This is a genomic window from Priestia sp. YIM B13486 (assembly GCF_042787865.1).
In the GTDB taxonomy this organism is placed as follows: domain Bacteria; phylum Bacillota; class Bacilli; order Bacillales; family Bacillaceae_H; genus Priestia; species Priestia megaterium.
In genome coordinates, this window is sequence record NZ_JBHZOZ010000001.1 from 1 (window position 1) to 21,689 (window position 21,689).

Consider the following 21,689-nt stretch of genomic DNA (forward strand, 5'->3'; position numbering starts at 1 on the left):
CAGTCACCGGTACAATACCGACAACTGGCTGTTTAAAAGGTGTTTTGATCCCTGTCTCGAAATCAGGGGTCAGTCCCCAACACCAGCGGCTTTTCCTTATTATTGAACAGCTTTTTCACTCACCTCATGCAAGGCATTCCGTACCTTTCCATATTCGCTTGCGTGAGGACGATCTCCGTCATCTTCGTATCCGTAATCAAACATTCGATTTCGATTTAACGTTAATTTCGTAATGGTTGGACGTAATAAATCAAACAATTCAAATCGTTTTTTCAAATGTGGAAATGATGCTTGATAATGTAAAATTTCTGCTCGTACACTTTTCCAAAAGTCAGCTTCTTCTACGCCTTCATGCTCTTCTAAAATAGTCGCTAAATAGCGGAAGTGACAAATAAATAACCCTGTTAAAATAAACTGCGTCAATCCTTCTGGCTCTTCGCTGCGCAGCACTTCTTTTAATTCAAAAGATAACTGCTGCAGTTCTTCAAACGGCTGATCACTAATATTCACGTCGTCTACAAAATCTTTCATAATAATTCGAACCGGCTTGTTGTTTTTAAGCACCAGTACCGTATTTTGACCGTGCGGGGAAAATACAGTACCGTATTGATATAAGTAATGAAGAAGCGGCGGCAATACAGCGCTGGTTAACGCATCAATCCACTCGACAGGAGTTAAGCCCGACTTTTCTATATACGACGAAACTAAAGCTTTCCCTTTACTGTCAACATGTAAAAGCGCAGCTAGCGTAATCGCATGCTCTCCTTCTTCTAACTCTTGATAGATGCTTTCACGCCAAACGACTCCCAGCATTTCTAAATACTGATAAGGCGCGTTTTTAATAGAAGCAAACGTTGGCTGAGTTACGTTTAACGTAGCCACTTCACCTAAAAGTCCTACTTTGCACGTATCTTTTAAAAACGCATCGCGATCTCGTATGCCTTTTATGTGCTGAGTTACTTGAGGAGCAATTACCGTCCGCTCACTTGGAAGGCCTCTGTACACAAGCGTATTTAATATACTCATGGGAAGCTTTACATGATATTTACCTCGGTTTGTTGTATTCACAAATGTACGAATCGACTGCTGAGGAAAATATTGATCTTCACCTTCTCCTAACGGAATAATTAAATCATTTGCAATGTATTCAGCGAATAAAGGAACAATCACGTTCATCCACTGCCATTCATGGACGGGAATATAGTAATAGTTCGCTGCTAAAAGGTCTTGGCTTGTTAATTCTTTTTCAAATTCAGCTAGCGTCTCACCGCTTAGCTCCTGTTTCATAACATCATCGAAGCCGAGGGTATCTAATGAATGAAAAGAAGAAATTTGCTTCGCTACAGCAATCCATGAAAGCTGAATTTTTTGTTTTTGCTCAGGTGCAAACCGCAGATAATCATCATAGCCAAATCCGATACGCCCTTTGTTGTATGTAATCCAAGGATGTCCCGTCATTTCACCTTCTAGCTCCGCATAATCCATACCCGCTAATTCATCAGCTGATTTTCGATTTTGCAAATGCACGTCTGCTATTAATGTATGAAAATATTCTTTTGCTAAGTGACCTGCGGTTGAGCTAGACATTCCTTTGTCTTCAGATAAGCTAATTAACAGCTGCAAGGCCTCCGAAAATGTAGGGGTTGACGCTTTAGATGTCAGCTTAATACTTTCTGGCAGTATAGAAAAACTGTCAAACAATCGCTGTTTCGCTTGATATGTATATGTAACGCCTCGGTGGTCTTCCCATCGATACGTGGCAAGCGCCCCCTGCTTTTGCAGCTGTTTTGGCTCAATAATATTTTCATACATGAATTCCTGCAGCATTTTAGCTAAAAGCTGGCGATTTGCTTTTTCCCATGATTGCTTATTAAATACGGAAAGATTCGTTTCTTTGATTTTCATCCTTCATTCTCCTTTACTTGTCTTAGAATAGGGATTGTTTTATTACGCAACGGCATTACAGCGCTAGCAGCTAGCAAAGCAGCGGCACCAACTGCTAAAGGAAGCGCTAAATTTACTTTGCTGATTTCTAGTGCTAAAAGCGGTGCAATCAGCAGGGCAATATTTTGAACAGCAATAAGCCAGCTGTAATAGTAAGCAGCTCCTTCTTTGCTTTTTTGAAATAAATAGATATCAAGTATAACCATGCTGAGATAAAACCCGGCTCCATATAAAATTCGACTTATAATAAACATGCTGAGATGATCGGCATATGCTTGCAAACATAGCAGTAAAGCACTAGCACCCGTTACGCTATAAAAAAGCGGTATAACTTTTCCATTAAATAGCTTTGTAGGTATCGCAAGCTTTAAGACGATCGCCATAATGCTCGGCATCACATATAACAAAGCGCTGCCTTGACTGCTCATGCCATATGTGTCGCTTGTAAACAATGTAAAATAAGGGCGAATGACATTGTGTCCAAGGTGAAAAAAGAAAATAGCCAGCAAATAGAAAAAAATAGGCTCGTTTATACTTTGAGTGTACGCTGGTGTTTTTTCTTTTTTAAAAGATGAAGCTTTTCTTGTTACGAGCCATACGGCCAGTACCATATCAGCTAAAGCAAAGTATTGATATACTTTAAGCGGCATTTCCCATGCAATAATCGCACTTCCAAACAAGCTAGCGACAATAATAGCCGTATGAACAATAAATACATAGGTTGTTGCAGCACTTGCCTTTTTCTGTCCATTTTTCATGCCGCCTACTAAATATGGGTATAAAAGATATAAACTGCTTTGAAACACAAGTAATACTAACGAAGTGGCTAAAAACCCATAAAAAGTAGAAACTTCACTCAGAATGACTTTAACTAAGGCTGTCATTAGAAGTGACGCTACGATTATATGTTTTACTTTCCACTTCTTAAGCAGCATTCCCCATAAAGGAGTCATAACAATGACCACAATCCGGCAGCAAATAATAAAAAAAGACGTCATTGCAACTCCATCTACATGGAAAGCACTTGTAAAATACTGCGGATAAAATGGTGATAATAACACTTCCGACGTCATGGTCATAAATAAACAGATAAAAACAAAGCGCGGAGAAATCATCTCTTAAAACCCAAACTTTTGGAAAACAGTATTTTTATATATTTTATACACGTTTTTACCTGCAATTTGATTAATCAAGACAGCATTGCGATAAGCCCCTAAACCTAAGTCTGGTGCTCCAACCCCGTGTGTATGAAGTTCTCCGTTTTGAACAAATAGCGGGGCGCCTTTTTTCTTCATCTCAACTTGATAGAGTTCATTAATTTTCAGCTGTCCTTTTTCATCAAACAGCAAATGTTCTTTTAAACCTTCCATAAAAGAAGGCTCTTTTGCATGATAGCCCGTGGCCATAATGACAATTTCACTTTCTTCTTTTTCAAACGAGGCCTGCTCGTATTGGTGAAGAGTAAGAAGATGTGTATCGTTTGTCTTTTCAACGCCTGCAAGTTCCGTAAGCGCGCGCATCATTAGCGGCACTTCTTTTCCTCCAATTGTTCGTTCGTAAATCAAATCATAAATAACACCGATCGTTTCAAAGCTTATTCCTTTGTATAAAAGAGCTTGATTTCGTAAAACGCTCTCTTTTTTCTCTTGGGGCAATCTGTAAAAATAGCGGGTATAATCAGGCGAAAAATGTTCAAGGCCAAGCTTTGAATATTCCATCGGATAAAATCCCTTTGAGCGCGTATACCAATTCAGCTTATAGTCAAACTGAGGCTGCTGTTGAAGTAAATCATAGACAATTTCAGCTGCGCTTTGACCAGAGCCAATTACGGTAATACTTTTAGCCTTCAGCGTTTGTTCACGATTCATTTTGTACTGAGCGGAGTGGTAGAACGTATCGCTGGCTACTGATTGAAAGTCTCTTGGCACTACGGGCTGTGTACCTACTCCGGTTACAAGATGATAGCTGTAAAAGGTATGAAGTCTCCCTTCTTTTTCAACTATTACTTCGTAGTAAGGTTTAGCATCTTCATGCATTTTCACTTCTTTTACTGTGCTGTTAAATTCAAGCCCGCTCAGCTGGCTTGCTACCCAGCGGCAATAATGATTGTATTCGTTTCTTGGGATATGAAACTTCTCAAAGAAATAAAACTGATACAAGCGCTCATGCTCATGCAAATAATTTAAGAACGTGTATGGACTCTTCGGATCCACCATCGTGACCACGTCTGCCATAAACGGAACTTGAAGAGTTGTCCCTTCTAAAAGCATTCCTGGATGCCAATTAAACTCCTTTTTTTGTTCAAAACATTTATATGTACAATCTGTTTTATCAATTAAAGCTGCTAATCCTAAATTAAATGGACCAACTCCTACTCCAATTACGTCTAAAATGTCCCGTTGTTCCATTCGCTCCACCTTCTTTCAAATACTGTTCTTTCACATTTCAGCAGTACGCCTGTTTTATCAGGCAGCGACACTTCTTTCATAAATTGAAACCCGCATTTTTTAAATACTGTAATCATCTTTTCATTTCGTATATCTGGTTCCGCTATTACTTTAGCAGTATCTGCTACCTCGAACTTGTGCTTTAGTAAACTAAGAAGGAGCGGATAAATATAGCCTTTTCCTAAAAAAGCAGGTTCTCCAATTAATAAATGAATCCCTTGATCTCCTTTTTCATAAGGGTAATAGTTACTGATAATATCGCCGTCGACCGTATAAGATTCCCAATAGCTCATAGGTACACCGTCAATTTCTCCAATTAGCAGTTTTTGATGGGAATCAGCGAGAAATGTTTTTAAATGCTGCTCATACGCCTGTTTTGAAATATTTAAATTCCAATACGGAATAACATGCGGTTCATGCATCCACTTGTACAGCCGTTCGAAATCTTTTGCAAAAGAAACAGAGCGAAAGGTGATGCTCTGCTCCTTTTGCTGCATCACAAATGGATACTGCGTTTGTAATGCTGATTTCATACCCGTACACCTGCAGATTCGTACAGAGGATTTTCAACATTTACATAAACAGACTGCGTTTCAAGAGAGCCTACCAGCTCATCCATATCATGAACGCGCGTTAAGAAATTGGCTTTACAAGGAAGCACTTTCTCTTCTAACATCGATGAAACAAGCCCCGTATGATCTTTTTCTTTGTACCTCTCTATTTCTTGTCGCAGAATCAATAGCAGATCTGACTCTTGAACGAGGCCAGCTGCACCAAAAGCATTAACTAATCCTAAAATATGATTAAAAAATACGTAATAACGAAATCTTTCTTCTGCTACAGCATCATCACATACCGTATCGCTTTCTCCGTTTAAGGAAGGAAGCAGCTTGCGAAGCTCTTGTTCCTTTGATTTCATAAAGTAATAGCCTTGGTTGTCACGGTAGTAAAACACCGATGGATATCCGTTTTCATCAAGTTTAATAACGGAATTTTGCTGATGAGCTTCCAGCGCAATTCCTTTTTGAGTGTAAAGCCACATCATAGGATGAAAAGAAACATCTAAATAGCGTTTAAACCAGCGCTTGCTTATGTCTTCATTTGTGCTATTTTCACTTGAAGCAATATGATTAATGATATTTTCAATTTGAGAAGCTTTCCCAAACACATGATCTTGACACAAACTTGCTAGGAGTGTTGTACGGTTCCCTTGCTCACCTTGAAAAGGGTTGCTTCGAATCATGACTTCAAACCCAAGCTCCTTTTTTCCAAGCGTGATGTAAGCAGGATCTTCAATCACTTGAAAAGCCGGATGATTTTCTTGAAGCTCCGCCTGTAATCCTTCTTGCAATAAACGGCTTACTTCTACACCTCTGCTTAATTCTTTGCGTTTATTCACTCTCAGTGAATTCGTAATCTTCACCGGAATAGAAAATTTGTACATCACATCTGCATCTTCACTGTATACGGTTCGAACAGACGAAGTCGGATAAAACGGCTGACCGTGTGGCCCTAGATAAGCAAGCCGGCCTTTTTGAATCCATTCACACACTTCTTCTTTTCCTAAAAGATAACGAGCTTGCAGCGGATGCATAGGTATAAGTGAATAATCGTCCGCTTGGCAATACACCTGTATGAATTCTTCAGAAACCTTCTTATCTTTTTTCAACTGCTCTTTAATAAGCTGTGAAGCGGTTTGACTCTCGGCAGACTGGTCTGTAACAAGCGATTTATGTGCTCTAAAATAATGAAGATGAAATTTGCCGTTCACTTCAGGCCCAAACACCTTTTCTTCTTCAGGTAATATCCCTTGACGGCTTTTAGGTGTCGGATGCAGCTGGTGGCCAATAAGCAATGACTGCTCAGATTCTAAGAACGTTTTGTCCCATTTATAGCACGTTTCTAACTCTTTCTGTCTTTTTTCAATGAACAATTTCATATTTTCGTAGCTTAATAGTACACGTACAATTAGCTCATTCACCTGTAGTAAATGATCTGTTACTTCTTTTAAAAGAAAGGCTAAAAGAGTGACGACATCTAACTCCTTGAGCTCCTCTTTCTGAATGCGATAATAAAAGACCGGAAAGAACAAGTGACGTCCGGTAGCTGAACGGTACTTTACTGGAAAGTAAAGAGTTACCGGCTGTTTTTCTAGCCTAAGAACGAGCGTTTCTTCGCTTTTCATTTCTGAAATGGACTGCCATACTCCCTTACCTGTTTCTCGAATATAGCAATTAATAATATTTTGCATTGTAATAAAATTAGCCGATAACTGAGCGTTCACGTAATCGCTCCTCCTTTTTCTCCAACTCTTTTCCTAAAGCCACGACTTCCTCTAACTGAGTGGCAACAGAATCAACTGTAATCATAGGATTTAACATCGTTAGCTTTAAATAAGCTTGCTCTTTATGCTTTGTTTTTGCCATGATAAAAGTGCCTTTTTCATATAAATGCTGCTGAATACGCTGATTTAACTTATTTTCATAATGCTGCTGTTTTTGACAATCACTATATAAAGTATCTGGCACATAGCGAAATACAACCGCGTTCATATAAGGATCATTTAACACCGTAATATTCCTTTGCTTTCGTAAATGTTCAGCTGTCTGCTTAGCCGTTTCAATCGTATGATCAACCATTTTTCCATACTCATTTGTACCTACTGCACGGAAAGTCAGCCATAGCTTCAAGGCGTCAAATCGTTTGGTCGTTTGAATACTGCGATCTACCAAATGTACATGCTCATCTTCTTCGGGATTTAGATAATCTGCATGAAGCTGAATGTGTTTGAACATAGCTGAATTCTTCACTAGAAATGCGCCGCAGCTTACCGGCTGATAAAACCACTTATGAAAATCCATCGTAATAGAATTTGCTCGTTCAAGAGCTTTTAAGCGTTCACGATATTTATGTGAAAATAGCAGCGCTCCTCCATAAGCGGCGTCAGCATGAAGCCAAAGCCCTTCTTTTTTAGCTAGCTTACTCATTTCAAAAAGAGGATCTACGCTTCCAAAATCCGTCGTGCCTGCCGTTGCTACAACAGCAAAAGGAAGGTTTCCCTGGGCTTTGACTTCCCGTATTGCTTCTTCTAAATTTTCTATATCCATCTCGTGCCTTTCATTGCACTTTACACTCACCACTGCATTCATGCCCAGTCCAAGCTGAGCTGCAGATTGCTGCACCGTAAAGTGGGCTTTTTCGGAGCAGAAAATCCGCAGTTTTTTAGCTTGGAGCGGTAAACCTTCTTCACTAACATCAATGGAAAATGCAGCATGACAATATTCATTACGAGCAAGCAGAAGGCCCATATAATTCGACTGAGTCCCTCCGCTTGTAAAAACGCCGGAAGAAGAGCTTGGATAACCAATTTGTTGTGTTAACTCATCAATCACTTGATCTTCTATATACGTAGCTGCCGGACTTTGATCCCACGAGTCCATAGATTGATTCAAAGCAGAAATCATCACTTCCGCAGCAAGGGCCGGTATAATCGGAGGACAATGCAAGTGCGCCATTGCCCCGGGATGCGAAATATGAAGCGAATGATCCAGCACTACGGCTTGTACGTCATCAAACAGATCTTCTAGCGGCTGTTCGTGTTCGCTAAAATAGACCGAACGATTGACTAAGTTCGATAGTTCGTCAACGTCTATGTGAGTATAAGGGGATTTTAGTTCCTGGTAGTGACGTTTAATCATCTCAGTCATTCCGCCTATCATCGCTTCATAATTCTCGAGGCTTTCTTTGGATGATGATAAAAACCACTTTTCAAACGGCGCCATTTTATTTATTCACCCACTTCTCTTCTGCTGCTTTTATCGCTTCTTCAAATCTTGTTAACACTTCATCGGTTTGTTGTTTCGTTAAAATTAATGGAGGAAGCAGACGAATAACAGCACCATGTCTTCCACCCACTTCTAAAATGACGCCTCTGTCGAAACATTCTTTTTGGATCAGCTTAGCTAACTCACCGTTTGCAGGATGACTGCCGATTTTATTAGCCGGCTTTGTTGCGTCTATGATTTCAATGCCCAGCATCAAACCTCTTCCGCGTACATCACCAATTGAAAATACTTGCTTTTGAATATGCTTTAGCTGACTCTGAATATAAGCTCCTAATTCATGAGCATGTGCAGGTAAGTTTTCTTGTTTTATAAATTGCAGAGTGGCTTGTCCTGTAGCCATCGCAAGCTGATTTCCTCTAAAGGTGCCGATATGTGCACCCGCTTCCCATTGATCCAGCTTTTTATCATATAGAACGACTGATAAAGGAAGGCTGCCTCCAATTGCTTTAGATAGCACTAATACATCCGGTTGAATATCAGCGTGCTCAAATGCATACAGCTTTCCTGTTCGTCCAATTCCAGTTTGAACTTCATCGACAATAAGCGGAATGTTTCGTTCTTTTGTGATTCTGCGAAGCTCTTTTAACCATGGAATCGGCGCCGGAATAGAGCCTCCTTCTCCTTGTACAATTTCTACTACAACACCCGCCGGAGTAACAATTCCGCTTTCAGGGTCATCCAGCATATTTTCAATGTACGTACTAATGTACGTGTGACCTTCAGTACCTACGCCAAACGGGCAGCGATATTCATATGGATAAGGTAGAAAATGGGTATCGGGCACTAGCGCATGAATATGCTTTTTGGGACTCGTTGTACCGCTGATGCTTAACGTTCCGTGCGTGGAGCCGTGATATCCCCCTTGAAAAGATAAAATCGTTCGGTTACCTGTTGCTGTTTTTACAAGCTTCAAAGCCGCTTCAATTGCGTCTCCTCCAGTTGGACCGCAAAACTGTATTTTCGCTTTGTTTGCAAATTGTTCTGGCAAACTAGCAAATACTTCATCGATAAAAGCTTCTTTCACAGGCGTTGTTAAATCTAATGTATGTAAAGGAATAGATTTTGCTAAAACGTCTTGTATTGCTTCATGGACTACGTAATGGTTATGACCCAGAGCAAGCGTGCCGGCTCCTGCTAAACAATCAATATATTCTTTTCCATCCATATCCGTGATTACGGCGCCTTTTGCTTGTTTAATTGCAATAGGAAGGCGTCTAGGATAAGACCTTGCATTGGATTCACGTTCATTTTGCATAGCAAGCAGCATTTCGTTTGATGTAAGTTGTTTCGTTGACGTTGACATATCATATCCTCCTGTTTATTCAATTGATAATGATTTTCATTAACAATTACAACAATAAATGATAATGATTATCACTGTCAATGATTATTCTGAAAATATGAAATTATTCCTATTTCACTCTAAAGTCGAAAAAATACAACATTTCTCTTATGTATCAAGGATTCAAAGGGTTTTATGATGTTTTCCATTTAGGGAAAACTATGTAATAAGTCCCTTTCTATTTCCAAATAAAAAAGTGCTACAATTTCTTGTAGCACTTCTGTTACTTTTGTTTATTCATCGTTTCTTTTGCAGCTTTTACACTCCTTGGGTCAAGCGGTTTCGTATATTGACAATTCACTCGAACCCCTGAACCAATACGAATTTCTTTCACGGGAGTAACGGATAAGAACGCTTGAAGATTTTCAGGTTTCAGCCCTTTTGTCCCGATTAAAATAATATCTTTATCTTTCATTCTTCTTAACAGTTTTTTAATATGAGGAATACCGTTTAGCGCACTTTTATCCGCTCCCGAAGTCATGACACGCTGAATTTGCTTATAGCTTAAAAGCGTTTCAAGCGCCTTTTCTTGATCAGTGATTTCATCAAATGCTAAGTGGAACGTTACATTCATTTCTCCTGCCGCATCGAGCAGTCGCTTTAAAGCTTGCTCATCAATAATTTTGTCTTCTGTTAAACAGCCTATTTCAATTCCATCAATGCCAATTTCTCTTGCATATTTAATATCTTCAATCATTGTTTGCAAATCGTCTTCATCATATTGAAAAGATTGATTATGTGGACGAATCATCACAAATATTGGGATATGTATCGTTTCTTTCACTTTTTTCATCAAACCGTAGCTTGGGGTTAAGCCGCCTTCACCGATTCCAGTTACAAGGCTTATACGATCGGCACCATGTTCCTGGGCAACTTTAGCATCATGTAAGGTTGCAGCTGTGACTTCTAATATCATTCTAAAAACACCCTTTCCCCTTTAATATAGAGCTTTTGCCTTCTTTTCCCTGTATTTATACTTAAAAAACTCTACCAAACTCTCTTATGTAAGAAAACACCCAAAAGATGTGATTAATATTTTCAAAAAATTGAATGTCATGGAAAAAGAGTAAGAACTATTCTTTTTCTCATGACGTTTCAATTAATAAAATTCTATATTTATACTAAAGATTCAAAAATACATCCCTTTTATCTAGGGTAAAGGGTTTATTAAAAAGAACGTGGATTTGTTTGTTGCATGAACATCCAATCATTTAAAGAATGAGGCTGCTGATGCCCAACGGGTGCTAAGAAATCGCGGCATCCGCAATCGTGCATCGGCATTTGGCCCATTCCTCCGTGCATTGGCGCCATTCCACCTTGCATCGGCATTTGACCCATTCCTCCGTGCATTGGCGCCATTCCACCTTGCATCGGCATTTGACCCATTCCTCCGTGCATTGGCGGCATCCCTCCTTGCATCGGCATTTGACCCATTCCTCCGTGCATTGGCGCCATTCCACCTTGCATCGGCATTTGACCCATTCCTTGCATCGGCGCCATTCCACCTTGCATCGGCATTTGACCCATTCCTTGCATTGGCGGCATTCCACCTTGCATCGGCATTTGGCACATTCCTCCGTGCATTGGCGGCATCCCTCCTTGCATCGGCATTTGACCCATTCCTCCGTGCATCGGCATTCCGTCTTGCATCGGCATTTGACCCATTCCTTCATGCATTGGCGGTAGCTCTCCGTACATTGGCATTTGATTCATTCCTCCATGCATCGACGGCATTGAATCTTTCATCTGCGGCATTTCTCCGTGGATTGGCATTTGATTTGCGCCTTCTTGCATCGGCATTGCCTGCATTTCTTTTGCAGAAGGCATAGGCGGCATTTTAGCAGGTTTAGGTGCTGCTTGCATATATGGATTGGATATCGGTTGTCCGGTTTGTTTCATTCCATACGAATTTCTCATTTTTAAGGGCTCCTTCCCATTCTCTTACTCTGTTTACGTTATTCTTTTTACCATCAATCTGAAATTCGTCCATAAGAAAATAGGCCTTCTACACATTCAAAATTGTAGAACGTATAAGAAAAAAGCTATAATCGAGGCAAAATGCAGATAGAAAGGTGGCACATGATGAATAAAACCATTATCGTATGGATTCGAAAAGATTTTCGGCTGGTTGATAACCCAGCTCTATTTCACGCAGCTAAAGAAGGAATGGTTGTACCTGTTTATATCCATGACGACTATGAAGAAAGCTCAATGGGAAGTGCAAGTAAATGGTGGCTTCACCATGCGCTGAATGACTTTAAAACCTCAATCGAAAAAATAAAAGGAACGCTGATTGTACAAAAAGGAAACCCTAAAGATGTGTTGCAAAAATTACTCCATGAAACGAATGCACAAGATATTTATTGGAATAGACGCTATGAACCACATGCGCTAAAAAGAGATAAAGAGCTTCAAGCTTTTTTTTCAAAGCAACAAATAAATATTCGCACATTTGAGGGGTTTCTCCTTCATGAACCTTGGAAAATCACAAAAGAAAATGGAGATCCTTATAAAGTGTTTACAGCTTACTATAAAGCTTCTCAAAAACATTCAGTATCTTCTGCTGTAAAAAAAGTTACTTCCATACAGGCCTTCTCTAAACCGGTTGAATCTCTTTCAGTCTCAGATCTTGATTTACTTCCAAGCATACCGTGGGATGAAACGATTAAGTCGACGTGGGAAGCTACGGAAAAAGGCGCTATTAATGTGCTCAAAACGTTTTCAAAGAATAAGCTGCTTCATTATGAAAAAGGACGAGATTTTCCTTCTGAAGCATTAAATTCATTTCTATCTCCTTATTTGGCTACAGGACAGCTCTCGGCTCGAGTTCTTTATCATTATTTGAGAACTAAAGCTGAAAAAGTAGGTTCTGATGCTTTTGAACAGCAAGCTGAAATGTTTATTCGTCAACTTATATGGAGAGATTTTGCTTATCAGCTGCTTTATCATTTCCCGCACACTACAACTGAACCGCTTAATGAAAAATTCAAGCAATTTCAGTGGGCTGACGGCAATGAAGAGCTTCAAGCTTGGAAAAATGGAAAAACCGGCTATCCCCTTGTCGATGCCGGAATGCGGGAGCTGTGGGAAACAGGTTTTATGCACAATCGAGTTCGAATGGTAGCTGCTTCCTTTTTAGTAAAGCACCTTTTAATTCATTGGAAACACGGAGCAAATTGGTTTTTTGATACCTTAGTAGACGCAGATTTAGCTAATAACACAATGGGCTGGCAGTGGGTTGCAGGCTCGGGTGCAGACGCCGCGCCATATTTTCGTATTTTTAATCCAATTACTCAATCAGAAAAATTTGATAAAGAAGGAGAATATATTAAAAAGTGGCTTCCAGAACTTAAAGATATTCCATCTTCTTATATTCATAAACCTTGGGAGGCCCCAGCAGACGTATTAGAAAAAGCAAACGTTACACTTAATAAAACATACCCGGCTCCAATTGTCGATCATAAAGCAGCTAGAGAGCGAGCTCTAGAGCATTATCAGCATATCAAATAAGAGGCGTGATTTACCTCTTATTTGATATGCTGAATTTTTTAAACGTGTAAAAAATTCCCTTTCTTATCTATTTGCAACTAAAAACATGTATTTGAAATCTTTTTATAGGGTTTTCAAGCCCAATTCTCCTCTCTATAGCACATTTGATTTTTCATATTTTTTCCTATAATTTGAATATATAATAATGATTATATATGCTGGGGAACTCTCTCATTGCATAGATCTGATTGGAGTGATTCGATGCCCGTTTGTCCTTCTTGTAACTATAAGGAAGATTATAATTTTTGCAGAATGTGCGGTACTCAAGTTCGGCACACCTTCATCAATCAAGAAGATCAGCTTTTTTATCCATTAAAAGATCGAATCATTACGGATAATAATGAACCAAAGCATCAAGCTATTTTATCTCATACCCATGATTTAGTATGTGCTCTTACTGAAGATGGCATTTATGAATACGCTTCTCCTTCTTACGCTAAAACGTTAGGCGTTTATCCTGATGAACTTATTGGACAACATGTGCTTATCAATGCGTATCCCGAAGACAAACACATAATCTCGACTATTTTAGCTAACATGAGCAAAACAAAAGACGCCTCTACATTTGAATACCGAAAGTTTCATGTGAACGGCACCATCGTTTTATTAGAATGTAAAGGCGCTCCAATTATCACATCCACTGGAGAAATCGAAGGGTTTGTATTTGTCTCACGAGACGTAACAGAAAAAAGACAAGCAGAGAAAAAGATCCGAAATTCAGAAAAACTTTCTGTCATTGGTCACCTTGCTGCAAGTATCGCACACGAGGTTAGAAATCCTTTGACAACCATTAAAGGATTTATACAACTGTTCAGTGAGACACAGCAGCCGAAGAAAACAATGATTTATCGAGATCTCATTCAGCATGAACTTTCACAAATTGAACATATCATCACAGAGTTTATGAGTTTAGCTAAACAAGAATACGTATATACAGACAACCTTGTTATTACCGACTTGTTAGATGAGGTATTAAAGCAATTTGAACCGGCTACTGGAGTTAAAAACATCCACATCTTCCGTCATTATCCAAAAGAACATCCTCTGCTCGTTAGTGGGCAAAAAACACAGCTAACCCAAGTATTTATTCATATTATACAAAATGCCATTGATTCGATGGAAAGCGGCGGCAAGCTGGCGGTATCGATTGAAAAATCAGCTAGAGAAACGCTGTGCATTGTGATAAAAGACAATGGATGTGGAATTGATTCAAAGCGTATTCCTCATATAGGAGAGCCTTTTTATACAACAAAAGAACGAGGAATAGGCCTGGGACTAACAATTTGCAACAAAATTATTAACGAACATAATGGTTTTTTTCATGTATCCAGTGAAAAAAATGATGGCACAAGTATTACCATTACCCTTCCTATGAAAACGACTGAACTTTACGTAGTGGAAGCCTAAAAGAGAGGCTGAGACATAACTAAATCACTTCCATTTAAAGACGAACGAATTAGATAAATGCTCTAGTATAAATGGCCTTTTACACCGCTGCTGATATCCGTACAAGGTTTCGCTTTCCGCGGGGCCTAGACAAGCCCCCTCGTCGCTAGACTCCTACGGGGTCTCATCTAGGCCGCTTTTCCCGCAGGAGTCTTCGCCTTGCCCTCCAATCAACTGCTAGAAGCAACTAAACAGATAAGACCTACGTTCACCATTCCAATAAAAAACGAACCACCAATCAAATATTTTGATCAATAGTTCGTCATTTATCTTGGCTAACATACTTTTATCCCAGCCTCTTTTTCCTTTAAAACAGCTGGCTGTACAGCTGATACTTATAAAGCATATAGAAACTTCCTATCACTGCCAGGTAAAAGATAAGAGTCTCTGCTCCGCTGCCTGTTTCATATGTTAAAGGAGGCTTAAACTTCTTCTTGCTAAGAGGTGAGAAAAAAGGTACCCCTCGTTTAGAAAAGAAATCTCCAAGAATATGAAAAGCGTATCCATAGGCTATTCCTAATGTAAAGTCGTTGTCATACATCGTATGTAAATAAAAAATAAGTCCGCTTGCAAGAATAGAATGCGTAATACCTCGGTGTCCAAAAATAGATTTAATTATTTTTGCGAGACCAAGAGATCTTCTACCAATATATGAATTTGGTTCATCAATATCAGGAAGCAGTGCTCCAATCGCGATGCCTACAACATAAGGAAATGTAAACGAAGCGTCTCCTGTTATAGCCACGCCGGCACCGGCAGCAATCGATGTTGCAATATGTGTGTGATATCTCAAATATGCCACCTTCTTTCTTTTTCAACTTAAGGCAAGCACTGTGATCAAAATCACACATACGTTCGCCCAACGTTAACTATAAGTGAAGGTGGTAAAAATGTCAAAATAATCTATGATTACGTAAGCTGCAGACCGACTAACCCGATAAGCATCACAAGAAAACTAATAAGAGTACCCTTTCCATTTTTCTTTGCTCTTCCATCTTTTTTGACGATAGAATAAATCCACGTACTCGAATACACAGCGAATCCAAGAAAACCAAATAACGTGATATATGTAAACATACCGAAACTCCTTTGCTTGTCATTACTATTAACTATACGAGATTTTATAAAAAAAACAAAGTAGTATGACGGCTTGTTTAATATCTCTTTCTTTTTCTTATACTAGGAAGAGGAGGGATGGCTATGCAACAGAAGCAGCTGGAAGATATATTCGACTTCTATGGGTTAAGTGAGGTTTATCACGGCAATTTCGAGGATGTTGAACATCACTGGTTATTTAAAGACGTGGAGGCAGCTATACTTGAAGATTTTTTTAACTCTCACGATTGCGAAGATCTCGAATGCTGTACTCTAGAAGAATTTTGTTTTTTATTTATGAATTTCCAATCCATACATGCACAAATTCCCCACGTGTACTATTACTAAAAAAGTGATTTCGCAGGAAAGCGAAATCACTTTTTGTTAAAAGCCTAAAGAAATATATTTTACTTCTAAATATTCTTCAATTCCGTAATGTCCGCCTTCACGTCCAAGTCCACTTTCTTTAAAGCCGCCAAACGGCGCTTGTGGTGTAGAAGGTAGTCCATCATTTAGCCCTACAATACCATATTCTAAAGCTTCAGCAATACGAATAGCTTCTGAAATATTTTCAGTGAACACATAGGCCGCTAATCCGTAAGGCGAGTTATTTGCACGGCGAATAACTTCTTCTTCTGTTTGATACGTCGCAATTGGAGCAATTGGCCCGAATGTTTCCTCGTACATACAAAGCATATCGTCCGTTGCGCCATCTACAACCGTAGGTTCAACAAACAGTCCGCTTCCCTCTTCGCGTACAGCCCCTCCAGTTAAGACGTTTCCGCCTTTTGCTACAACATCATCTAAGTGGCGCTTTACTTTTGCTAACGCTTTTTCATCGATTAAAGGTCCGATATCCGTACCTTCTTCTAAGCCGTTTCCGACTTTCAGCTGACTAACAGCCGCTGCAAACTGCTCTGCGAACGGTTTAGCAACAGATTCGTGCACGTAGATGCGGTTTGTACATACGCATGTTTGACCAGCGTTGCGGAATTTAGAAGCAATTGCATTTGTTACTGCTTTATCTAAATCAGCATTTGCTGTTACGATAAACGGAGCGTGTCCGCCTAACTCTAAAGACACTTTTTTAACCGTATCAGCTGCTCCGCGCATTAACAGTTTACCTACTTCTGTAGAGCCCGTAAACGATAGTTTACGTACACGTCCATCTTGAAGCCACGCTTCTCCAATCGCTTTTGCATCTCCCGTAACTACATTAATTACGCCTTTTGGAATACCCGCTTCTTGTGCAAGCTCTGCTAGTCGAAGAGCCGTTAGTGGCGTTTGTTCTGCGGGTTTAATAACCGCTGTACATCCAGCTGCTAAAGCTGGCGCTACTTTACGCGTAATCATAGCTGCCGGGAAGTTCCAAGGCGTAATAGCTGCCATGACTCCCACAGGCTGCTTATGAGCAAATAATCGTTTATTAGGAGAAGAAGCTGGAATTGTTTCTCCGTAAATGCGCTTGCCTTCTTCTGCGTACCATGAAACAAATCCGTTGGCATAGCCAATTTCACCTTTTGCTTCTTTAAGAGGCTTACCTTGCTCAACTGTCATTATTTCAGCAAGTTCATCCGTGTGTTCTTCGATCAGCTGATGCCATTTAAATAATAATTTACCGCGCTCTTCTGCTGTTTTTTTAGACCATGTTTGAAACGCTTCATAGGCAGCATCTGCTGCTAGCTTCGCTTCTTTTTCTCCACCTTTTGCAACAGCAGCCACTACTTCATTTGTTGCTGGATTTACCACTTCATATGTATCATTTGCTGAAACAAATTCTCCGTTAATATATAAGTTTGCTTGCTTCATATTTCTTCACTCCCTGCTTAAATTTATCTACTCAATATTCTGTGCTGTCCGAAACGTACTTTCGAATTTTACGACTGGCTTGCGATTGGCTAATACCAAGCTGTTCTGCTACTTTGTAAGACGACCTATGCTGTTCAAACGCCTTTATGACCATCTCTTTTTCCACATGTTCAATCATTTCAGGAAGCGTATGCACAGGTGGATCGATAGCAAACTCTTTTGCAAAAGGCAAATCTTTAAGCGTAATCATTTCTTCCCCTGTAACAACCAGACGCTCAATGATATTTTCCACTTCACGAACGTTTCCTTTCCATTCTTGTCCTAAAAACGCATCTAACGCCTTTGGTGATAAACGTACATTACGTTCGTATACCGTATTAAAATGGTGAAGAAACTGATAGACAAGCGGCAGAATATCTTCTTTTCGCTCTCGTAAAGGAGGAATGGTAATCGGCACTACATTAAGTCGATAGTACAAATCACGTCTAAACTTTCCTTCTTCCACCATTTGTTCTAGATTTTGATTCGTAGCAGCAATAATTCGTACGTCTATTGATACTGCTCTTGTTGAGCCCACGGGACGAATTGTACGGTCTTGCAGCACGTGGAGCAACTTACTTTGTGCTGAAAGAGAAAGTTCACCAATCTCATCTAGAAAAAGCGTGCCTTCGTTTGAAAGCTCAATGATCCCTTTTTTCCCTTCTCGAAATGCTCCAGTGAACGTACCGCCTTCATAGCCAAATAGCTCTGATTCAATAAGCTGTTCAGGAAGCGCTGCACAATTAAGCTCATGATACGGCTGCTGTTTTCTTGTACTAAGCTGGTGAAGCAGTTTTGCCACTCTGCTTTTTCCTACCCCTGTTTCTCCAAGTAAAAGAACGGTTGTATTTACGGAAGCAACTCGTTGAATGGTTGAAAAAACTTTTTTCATCGCTTCACTTTTTGTCACGATGCCTTCTAAATCCACGGATTCGTTTAACTCTTTTTTATAGTTTTCAAGCTGTTCTTCCATCTCTTCTACTTTTCGTTTTAATTCCATTAAGTCTGTGAGATCCCGAGAATAGCTAATAACGCTTTTTAAATGCCCGTCGTTTGTAAATACCGGCCTTGTCCGCACGTGAAGATACCGGCCGGAGTTTGTTTTTTGAACCAATTCAATTGCTTGATTAGATTCAATCACTTTTAGCGTGGCCGAAGGATAAAAAATACCCATTTCCTGCAGTTCTTTTACGTGCTTTCCAATAAAATCTTCCACTTTCAAAGCATAGTTTTTTTCACACTCTGAATTTACAACTAACACATATCCATTTGCATCAGTTACGAAGATTTCATCAAATGATGACTCAAATATATCGTAAAGTTCGTCGTTAATTTGCTGAATATGCTTTTTATGAATGGTCATTTGAATCACCTTTTCGTCAAAAAATAATTATTATTTTATTTTATCAGAAAATGAAAAATCTATAAATAGAGTGTCCAAACATACCCATTCTTTGTGATTCATGAAGAATGAGTGAAGAGTTCTCTCTTCACTCATGCCTCAATTCCACTTACACTTCAACCGTTTGCTGTACGCTTGCTTCTAGTGCTGCTTCAAAAATAGCTAAGCCTTCTTCCAGCTGCTCATCTGTAATAACAATCGGCATTAAGATACGAAGAACGTTTCCAAATACTCCTGCGCTAAGCAGTAATAATCCACGGTTGTTTGCTTCTTTCACGATGCGCTGTGTAAGCTCTTTGTCTGCTTCTTTTGTTTCACGGTCTTTCACAAGCTCAATCGCAGACATCGCTCCTAATCCGCGAATATCACCGATACAGTCATATTTTTCTGCTAGTTTTTCAAATCGTGATGTTACCACTTTTCCAAGGTACTCACCGCGTTCATTTAGCTTTTCTTCTTCAATGATATCAAGTACAGCTAAAGCTGCTTCACATCCAAGAGGACTTCCGCAATAAGTTCCGCCAAGCTCACCAGGATTAGATTCATCCATGATTTCAGCACGGCCAATGACACCGCTGATTGGTACGCCAGCTCCTAGTGATTTTGATACCGTAATTAAATCAGGCTCAACGTCAAAATGTTCAATACCGAAGTAGCGGCCTGTACGTGCAAATCCTGCTTGAATTTCATCTGATACAAATAAAATTCCGTGCTCTTTACATAATTGATACACTTCTTGCACAAAACGTTTACCTGGAACAATGAAACCACCTTCACCTTGAATCGGCTCCATTACAACAGCTGCAATCGTTTCCGGTGCTACTTCTGTATTTAAGAAGTTTTTGAATTCTGTAATCATGAAATCTTCGTATGCTTCAACTGATAACCCTTGTGGACGGCGATACTCATAAGGATATGGAGCTTTGTATACTTCAGGAGCAAACGGTCCAAATTCATATTTATATGGTTTTACTTTACTTGTCATTGTCATTGTCATTAATGTACGACCATGGAAACCGCGGTTAAAGGAAATAATTCCTTGGCGCTTTGTATATTTACGAGCAATTTTCACTGCGTTTTCTACAGCTTCTGCTCCGCTATTTAAAAGTAATACTTTCTTGTCAAATTCACCCGGTGCAATTGCTGCTAATCTTTCTGCAAGCTCTACGTATGACTCATACATCATTACGTTAAATCCCGTGTGAATAAAACGGTCTACTTGTTTGTGAAGCGCTTCTTTTACTTTTGGGTGACTGTGTCCTACATTGATTGTGCCAATTGCGCCTACGAAATCAATAAACGTATTGCCATCGACATCTTTAACGATCGCCCCTTCAGCCGTATCAGCAAATGTCGGAATGCCATAACTTACACCTTTCGGAATGGCACGGTGTCTTCTATCTAATAATTGCTTTGCATTTTCTCCCGGTAAATTTGTTGCTACTTTGCTAAAAGTTTGACTCATTTTTTATCTTCCTCTCATATTAAATAATTCTTCAATTAGTTTATATGCAAAAAACGTGCCAACTTTTAAAAAGCTGAAAAATAAGCATTTTTAGATAATTCTAACGATATTTGACTCATCAATAAGTCTATATAAACTTATTGATGAGTCAAAAAAGACTTTCCCCTCGCACAAAGTACAGGAATTTTATATTGCCATAAAAGGAACAAGGCTTTTATAATAAATGTATAAATATAGTAATGTTAGGATTGACCTCTTTATAAAGGAGTGAAAAATATGCTAGAGGGCTGGTTTTTATGGGTTATTTTATTTTGGGTGGTCTTTTTAATGAGCATGTTTGCTATCGGCGGATTTTTTATGTTCAGGAAATTTTTAAAGCGCTTACCAAAAGAAGACGGCATGTCTGAGCTTGATTGGCAAGATCACTATCTTTCCAAAACCGTCCACCTTTGGTCAGCGGATCAAAAGCAGCTATTAAACGTTCTTGTTGAACCAGTACCTGAACTATTTCGCGATGTAGCCAAACAAAAAATCGCGGGAAAAATTGGGGAACTCGCAATTGAGGAACAAGCAGCCTCTATAACGGAAGACTTAATCGTACGCGGATACATTTTAGCTACGCCTAAACGTGATCATAAATTTTTATTAAAAACATTAAAAAAGCAAAAAATAGATGCCGTCCCTTATCAGCATTTATTTTAAACTAAAAAAGGTGGCTGCGCAGCCACCTTTTTTAGTTTAATATCGTTGTATTAGCAAGACGATCATTATGCAGCTTTCGTTCGAGCTTTTTGTACGATGTGTACATAGCAATGCGCCACGGTACAATCATACCAAATGCTAAAATCCAGAACATACCGCCAAGCTGGCCAACATCAATTGAAGAACTTAAATATATTTTCATTGCAATTCGAATAATAAGCAAACCAATAATAATGAATGCAAAAGCTTTTGAACGCTTCAAGTAAATATGATCGTCACGAATTTCAAATTTAGACGTTTTAATTAACAGGATTGAGAAAATCATGCCTGCTATTAACGCCTCAAGCAGTTCTGCACCCGTTACTCGAAACATTGGAAAGATAAACATTAACGCTCCCGTACTCATAAAAAAAGGCGGGAGTATAATTTTTTTTGCATTCGTTGGTTTATCAGCAGCTTTCATTCGAACAACTAATATGAAAGAAGCCATAAAAATTGCGACAAGTGTTGAAGCAATAACCAATGAAATCCTTCCTTTACTATAGTTTAGTGTTTACTTATATTATAATCCAAAAAACATCAGAAGTAAAAGTGCAACAAAAAA

General features: G+C 39.3%; 19 protein-coding genes. 4 read left to right on the forward strand and 15 right to left on the reverse strand.

What is annotated here, in order from left to right; translation table 11 throughout:
• Positions 1-99: 99 nt before the first annotated feature.
• The 9 genes from ACFX4G_RS00005 to ACFX4G_RS00045 all read right to left on the reverse strand — a co-directional run bounded on the left by ACFX4G_RS00005 (position 100) and on the right by ACFX4G_RS00045 (position 11,495).
• Positions 100-1,905, reverse strand: coding sequence for an IucA/IucC family protein (locus ACFX4G_RS00005; protein WP_377572533.1), 1,806 nt, complete (start codon positions 1,903-1,905; stop codon positions 100-102).
• The gene (locus ACFX4G_RS00010) at positions 1,902-3,059 is read right to left on the reverse strand and encodes an MFS transporter (RefSeq protein ID WP_377572535.1); all 1,158 of its coding nucleotides are present in this window, start codon (positions 3,057-3,059) and stop codon (positions 1,902-1,904) included. Before ACFX4G_RS00010 ends, ACFX4G_RS00005 begins: the two co-directional genes overlap by 4 nt.
• A 3-nt stretch (positions 3,060-3,062) precedes the next feature.
• On the reverse strand, positions 3,063-4,352 hold the full coding sequence (locus ACFX4G_RS00015; RefSeq protein ID WP_377572537.1) for a lysine N(6)-hydroxylase/L-ornithine N(5)-oxygenase family protein: 1,290 nt from the start codon (positions 4,350-4,352) through the stop codon (positions 3,063-3,065).
• Positions 4,331-4,924 carry a GNAT family N-acetyltransferase gene (locus ACFX4G_RS00020; RefSeq protein WP_377572539.1) on the reverse strand — a complete coding sequence of 198 codons (594 nt, stop codon included), beginning with the start codon at positions 4,922-4,924 and terminating at the stop codon, positions 4,331-4,333. Before ACFX4G_RS00020 ends, ACFX4G_RS00015 begins: the two co-directional genes overlap by 22 nt.
• Complete coding sequence (locus ACFX4G_RS00025) at positions 4,921-6,675, reverse strand: IucA/IucC family protein (protein ID WP_377572542.1); 1,755 nt, start codon at positions 6,673-6,675, stop codon at positions 4,921-4,923. Before ACFX4G_RS00025 ends, ACFX4G_RS00020 begins: the two co-directional genes overlap by 4 nt.
• Entirely contained in the window at positions 6,653-8,173 is a 1,521-nt protein-coding gene (locus tag ACFX4G_RS00030; protein ID WP_377572544.1) for a pyridoxal phosphate-dependent decarboxylase family protein, read from the reverse strand. Before ACFX4G_RS00030 ends, ACFX4G_RS00025 begins: the two co-directional genes overlap by 23 nt.
• A 1-nt stretch (position 8,174) precedes the next feature.
• The gene (locus tag ACFX4G_RS00035; RefSeq protein WP_377572546.1) at positions 8,175-9,539 is read right to left on the reverse strand and encodes an aspartate aminotransferase family protein; all 1,365 of its coding nucleotides are present in this window, start codon (positions 9,537-9,539) and stop codon (positions 8,175-8,177) included.
• A gap of 262 nt (positions 9,540-9,801) precedes the next feature.
• Positions 9,802-10,494, reverse strand: a complete 693-nt coding sequence (locus tag ACFX4G_RS00040) for a copper homeostasis protein CutC (protein ID WP_377572548.1) — start codon at positions 10,492-10,494, stop codon at positions 9,802-9,804.
• Positions 10,495-10,745: 251 nt separating this feature from the next.
• Entirely contained in the window at positions 10,746-11,495 is a 750-nt protein-coding gene (locus ACFX4G_RS00045) for a polyadenylate binding domain-containing protein (RefSeq protein WP_377572550.1), read from the reverse strand.
• A 165-nt stretch (positions 11,496-11,660) separates the two neighbouring features.
• Here ACFX4G_RS00045 and ACFX4G_RS00050 point away from each other — a divergent pair, with 165 nt between their 5' ends.
• Positions 11,661-13,088 (forward strand): cryptochrome/photolyase family protein, encoded by a 1,428-nt coding sequence (locus ACFX4G_RS00050; RefSeq protein ID WP_080781560.1) that lies wholly within the window; start codon positions 11,661-11,663, stop codon positions 13,086-13,088.
• A 213-nt stretch (positions 13,089-13,301) separates the two neighbouring features.
• Entirely contained in the window at positions 13,302-14,534 is a 1,233-nt protein-coding gene (locus ACFX4G_RS00055) for an ATP-binding protein (protein ID WP_322552384.1), read from the forward strand.
• A 346-nt stretch (positions 14,535-14,880) separates the two neighbouring features.
• On the opposite strand, the gene ACFX4G_RS00060 is transcribed toward ACFX4G_RS00055, so the two are convergent.
• Complete coding sequence (locus ACFX4G_RS00060; protein ID WP_043976585.1) at positions 14,881-15,366, reverse strand: metal-dependent hydrolase; 486 nt, start codon at positions 15,364-15,366, stop codon at positions 14,881-14,883.
• Positions 15,367-15,482: 116 nt separating this feature from the next.
• Positions 15,483-15,650 (reverse strand): hypothetical protein, encoded by a 168-nt coding sequence (locus ACFX4G_RS00065; protein WP_014458527.1) that lies wholly within the window; start codon positions 15,648-15,650, stop codon positions 15,483-15,485.
• 117 nt (positions 15,651-15,767) lie between these two features.
• Between ACFX4G_RS00065 and ACFX4G_RS00070 the strand changes: the two genes are divergently transcribed.
• Positions 15,768-16,016: a hypothetical protein gene (locus ACFX4G_RS00070; protein WP_157842230.1), complete on the forward strand. Its 249-nt coding sequence runs from the start codon at positions 15,768-15,770 to the stop codon at positions 16,014-16,016.
• 36 nt (positions 16,017-16,052) lie between these two features.
• On the opposite strand, the gene ACFX4G_RS00075 is transcribed toward ACFX4G_RS00070, so the two are convergent.
• The 3 genes from ACFX4G_RS00075 to gabT all read right to left on the reverse strand — a co-directional run bounded on the left by ACFX4G_RS00075 (position 16,053) and on the right by gabT (position 20,383).
• On the reverse strand, positions 16,053-17,477 hold the full coding sequence (locus ACFX4G_RS00075; RefSeq protein ID WP_043976581.1) for an NAD-dependent succinate-semialdehyde dehydrogenase: 1,425 nt from the start codon (positions 17,475-17,477) through the stop codon (positions 16,053-16,055).
• Between the two features lie 31 nt (positions 17,478-17,508).
• Positions 17,509-18,879 (reverse strand): sigma-54 interaction domain-containing protein, encoded by a 1,371-nt coding sequence (locus tag ACFX4G_RS00080; protein ID WP_162214887.1) that lies wholly within the window; start codon positions 18,877-18,879, stop codon positions 17,509-17,511.
• A gap of 148 nt (positions 18,880-19,027) precedes the next feature.
• The gene (gene gabT, locus ACFX4G_RS00085; RefSeq protein ID WP_050689592.1) at positions 19,028-20,383 is read right to left on the reverse strand and encodes a 4-aminobutyrate--2-oxoglutarate transaminase; all 1,356 of its coding nucleotides are present in this window, start codon (positions 20,381-20,383) and stop codon (positions 19,028-19,030) included.
• A gap of 276 nt (positions 20,384-20,659) precedes the next feature.
• Between gabT and ACFX4G_RS00090 the strand changes: the two genes are divergently transcribed.
• The gene (locus ACFX4G_RS00090) at positions 20,660-21,085 is read left to right on the forward strand and encodes a DUF2621 domain-containing protein (RefSeq protein WP_013058765.1); all 426 of its coding nucleotides are present in this window, start codon (positions 20,660-20,662) and stop codon (positions 21,083-21,085) included.
• A 31-nt stretch (positions 21,086-21,116) separates the two neighbouring features.
• On the opposite strand, the gene ACFX4G_RS00095 is transcribed toward ACFX4G_RS00090, so the two are convergent.
• Positions 21,117-21,608, reverse strand: a complete 492-nt coding sequence (locus tag ACFX4G_RS00095; RefSeq protein ID WP_013058766.1) for a CcdC family protein — start codon at positions 21,606-21,608, stop codon at positions 21,117-21,119.
• Positions 21,609-21,689: the final 81 nt, after the last annotated feature.

Bases quoted from the DNA above. Each gene is read 5' to 3' on its own strand.
- ACFX4G_RS00005 (WP_377572533.1), bottom strand. From the start codon at position 1,905: ATGAAAATCAAAGAAACGAATCTTTCCGTATTTAATAAGCAATCATGG.
- ACFX4G_RS00010 (WP_377572535.1), bottom strand. From the start codon at position 3,059: ATGATTTCTCCGCGCTTTGTTTTTATCTGTTTATTTATGACCATGACG.
- ACFX4G_RS00015 (WP_377572537.1), bottom strand. From the start codon at position 4,352: ATGGAACAACGGGACATTTTAGACGTAATTGGAGTAGGAGTTGGTCCA.
- ACFX4G_RS00020 (WP_377572539.1), bottom strand. From the start codon at position 4,924: ATGAAATCAGCATTACAAACGCAGTATCCATTTGTGATGCAGCAAAAG.
- ACFX4G_RS00030 (WP_377572544.1), bottom strand. From the start codon at position 8,173: ATGGCGCCGTTTGAAAAGTGGTTTTTATCATCATCCAAAGAAAGCCTC.
- ACFX4G_RS00035 (WP_377572546.1), bottom strand. From the start codon at position 9,539: ATGTCAACGTCAACGAAACAACTTACATCAAACGAAATGCTGCTTGCT.
- ACFX4G_RS00040 (WP_377572548.1), bottom strand. From the start codon at position 10,494: ATGATATTAGAAGTCACAGCTGCAACCTTACATGATGCTAAAGTTGCC.
- ACFX4G_RS00045 (WP_377572550.1), bottom strand. From the start codon at position 11,495: ATGAGAAATTCGTATGGAATGAAACAAACCGGACAACCGATATCCAAT.
- ACFX4G_RS00050 (WP_080781560.1), top strand. From the start codon at position 11,661: ATGAATAAAACCATTATCGTATGGATTCGAAAAGATTTTCGGCTGGTT.
- ACFX4G_RS00065 (WP_014458527.1), bottom strand. From the start codon at position 15,650: ATGTTTACATATATCACGTTATTTGGTTTTCTTGGATTCGCTGTGTAT.
- ACFX4G_RS00070 (WP_157842230.1), top strand. From the start codon at position 15,768: ATGGCTATGCAACAGAAGCAGCTGGAAGATATATTCGACTTCTATGGG.
- ACFX4G_RS00075 (WP_043976581.1), bottom strand. From the start codon at position 17,477: ATGAAGCAAGCAAACTTATATATTAACGGAGAATTTGTTTCAGCAAAT.
- ACFX4G_RS00080 (WP_162214887.1), bottom strand. From the start codon at position 18,879: ATGACCATTCATAAAAAGCATATTCAGCAAATTAACGACGAACTTTAC.
- gabT (WP_050689592.1), bottom strand. From the start codon at position 20,383: ATGAGTCAAACTTTTAGCAAAGTAGCAACAAATTTACCGGGAGAAAAT.
- ACFX4G_RS00090 (WP_013058765.1), top strand. From the start codon at position 20,660: ATGCTAGAGGGCTGGTTTTTATGGGTTATTTTATTTTGGGTGGTCTTT.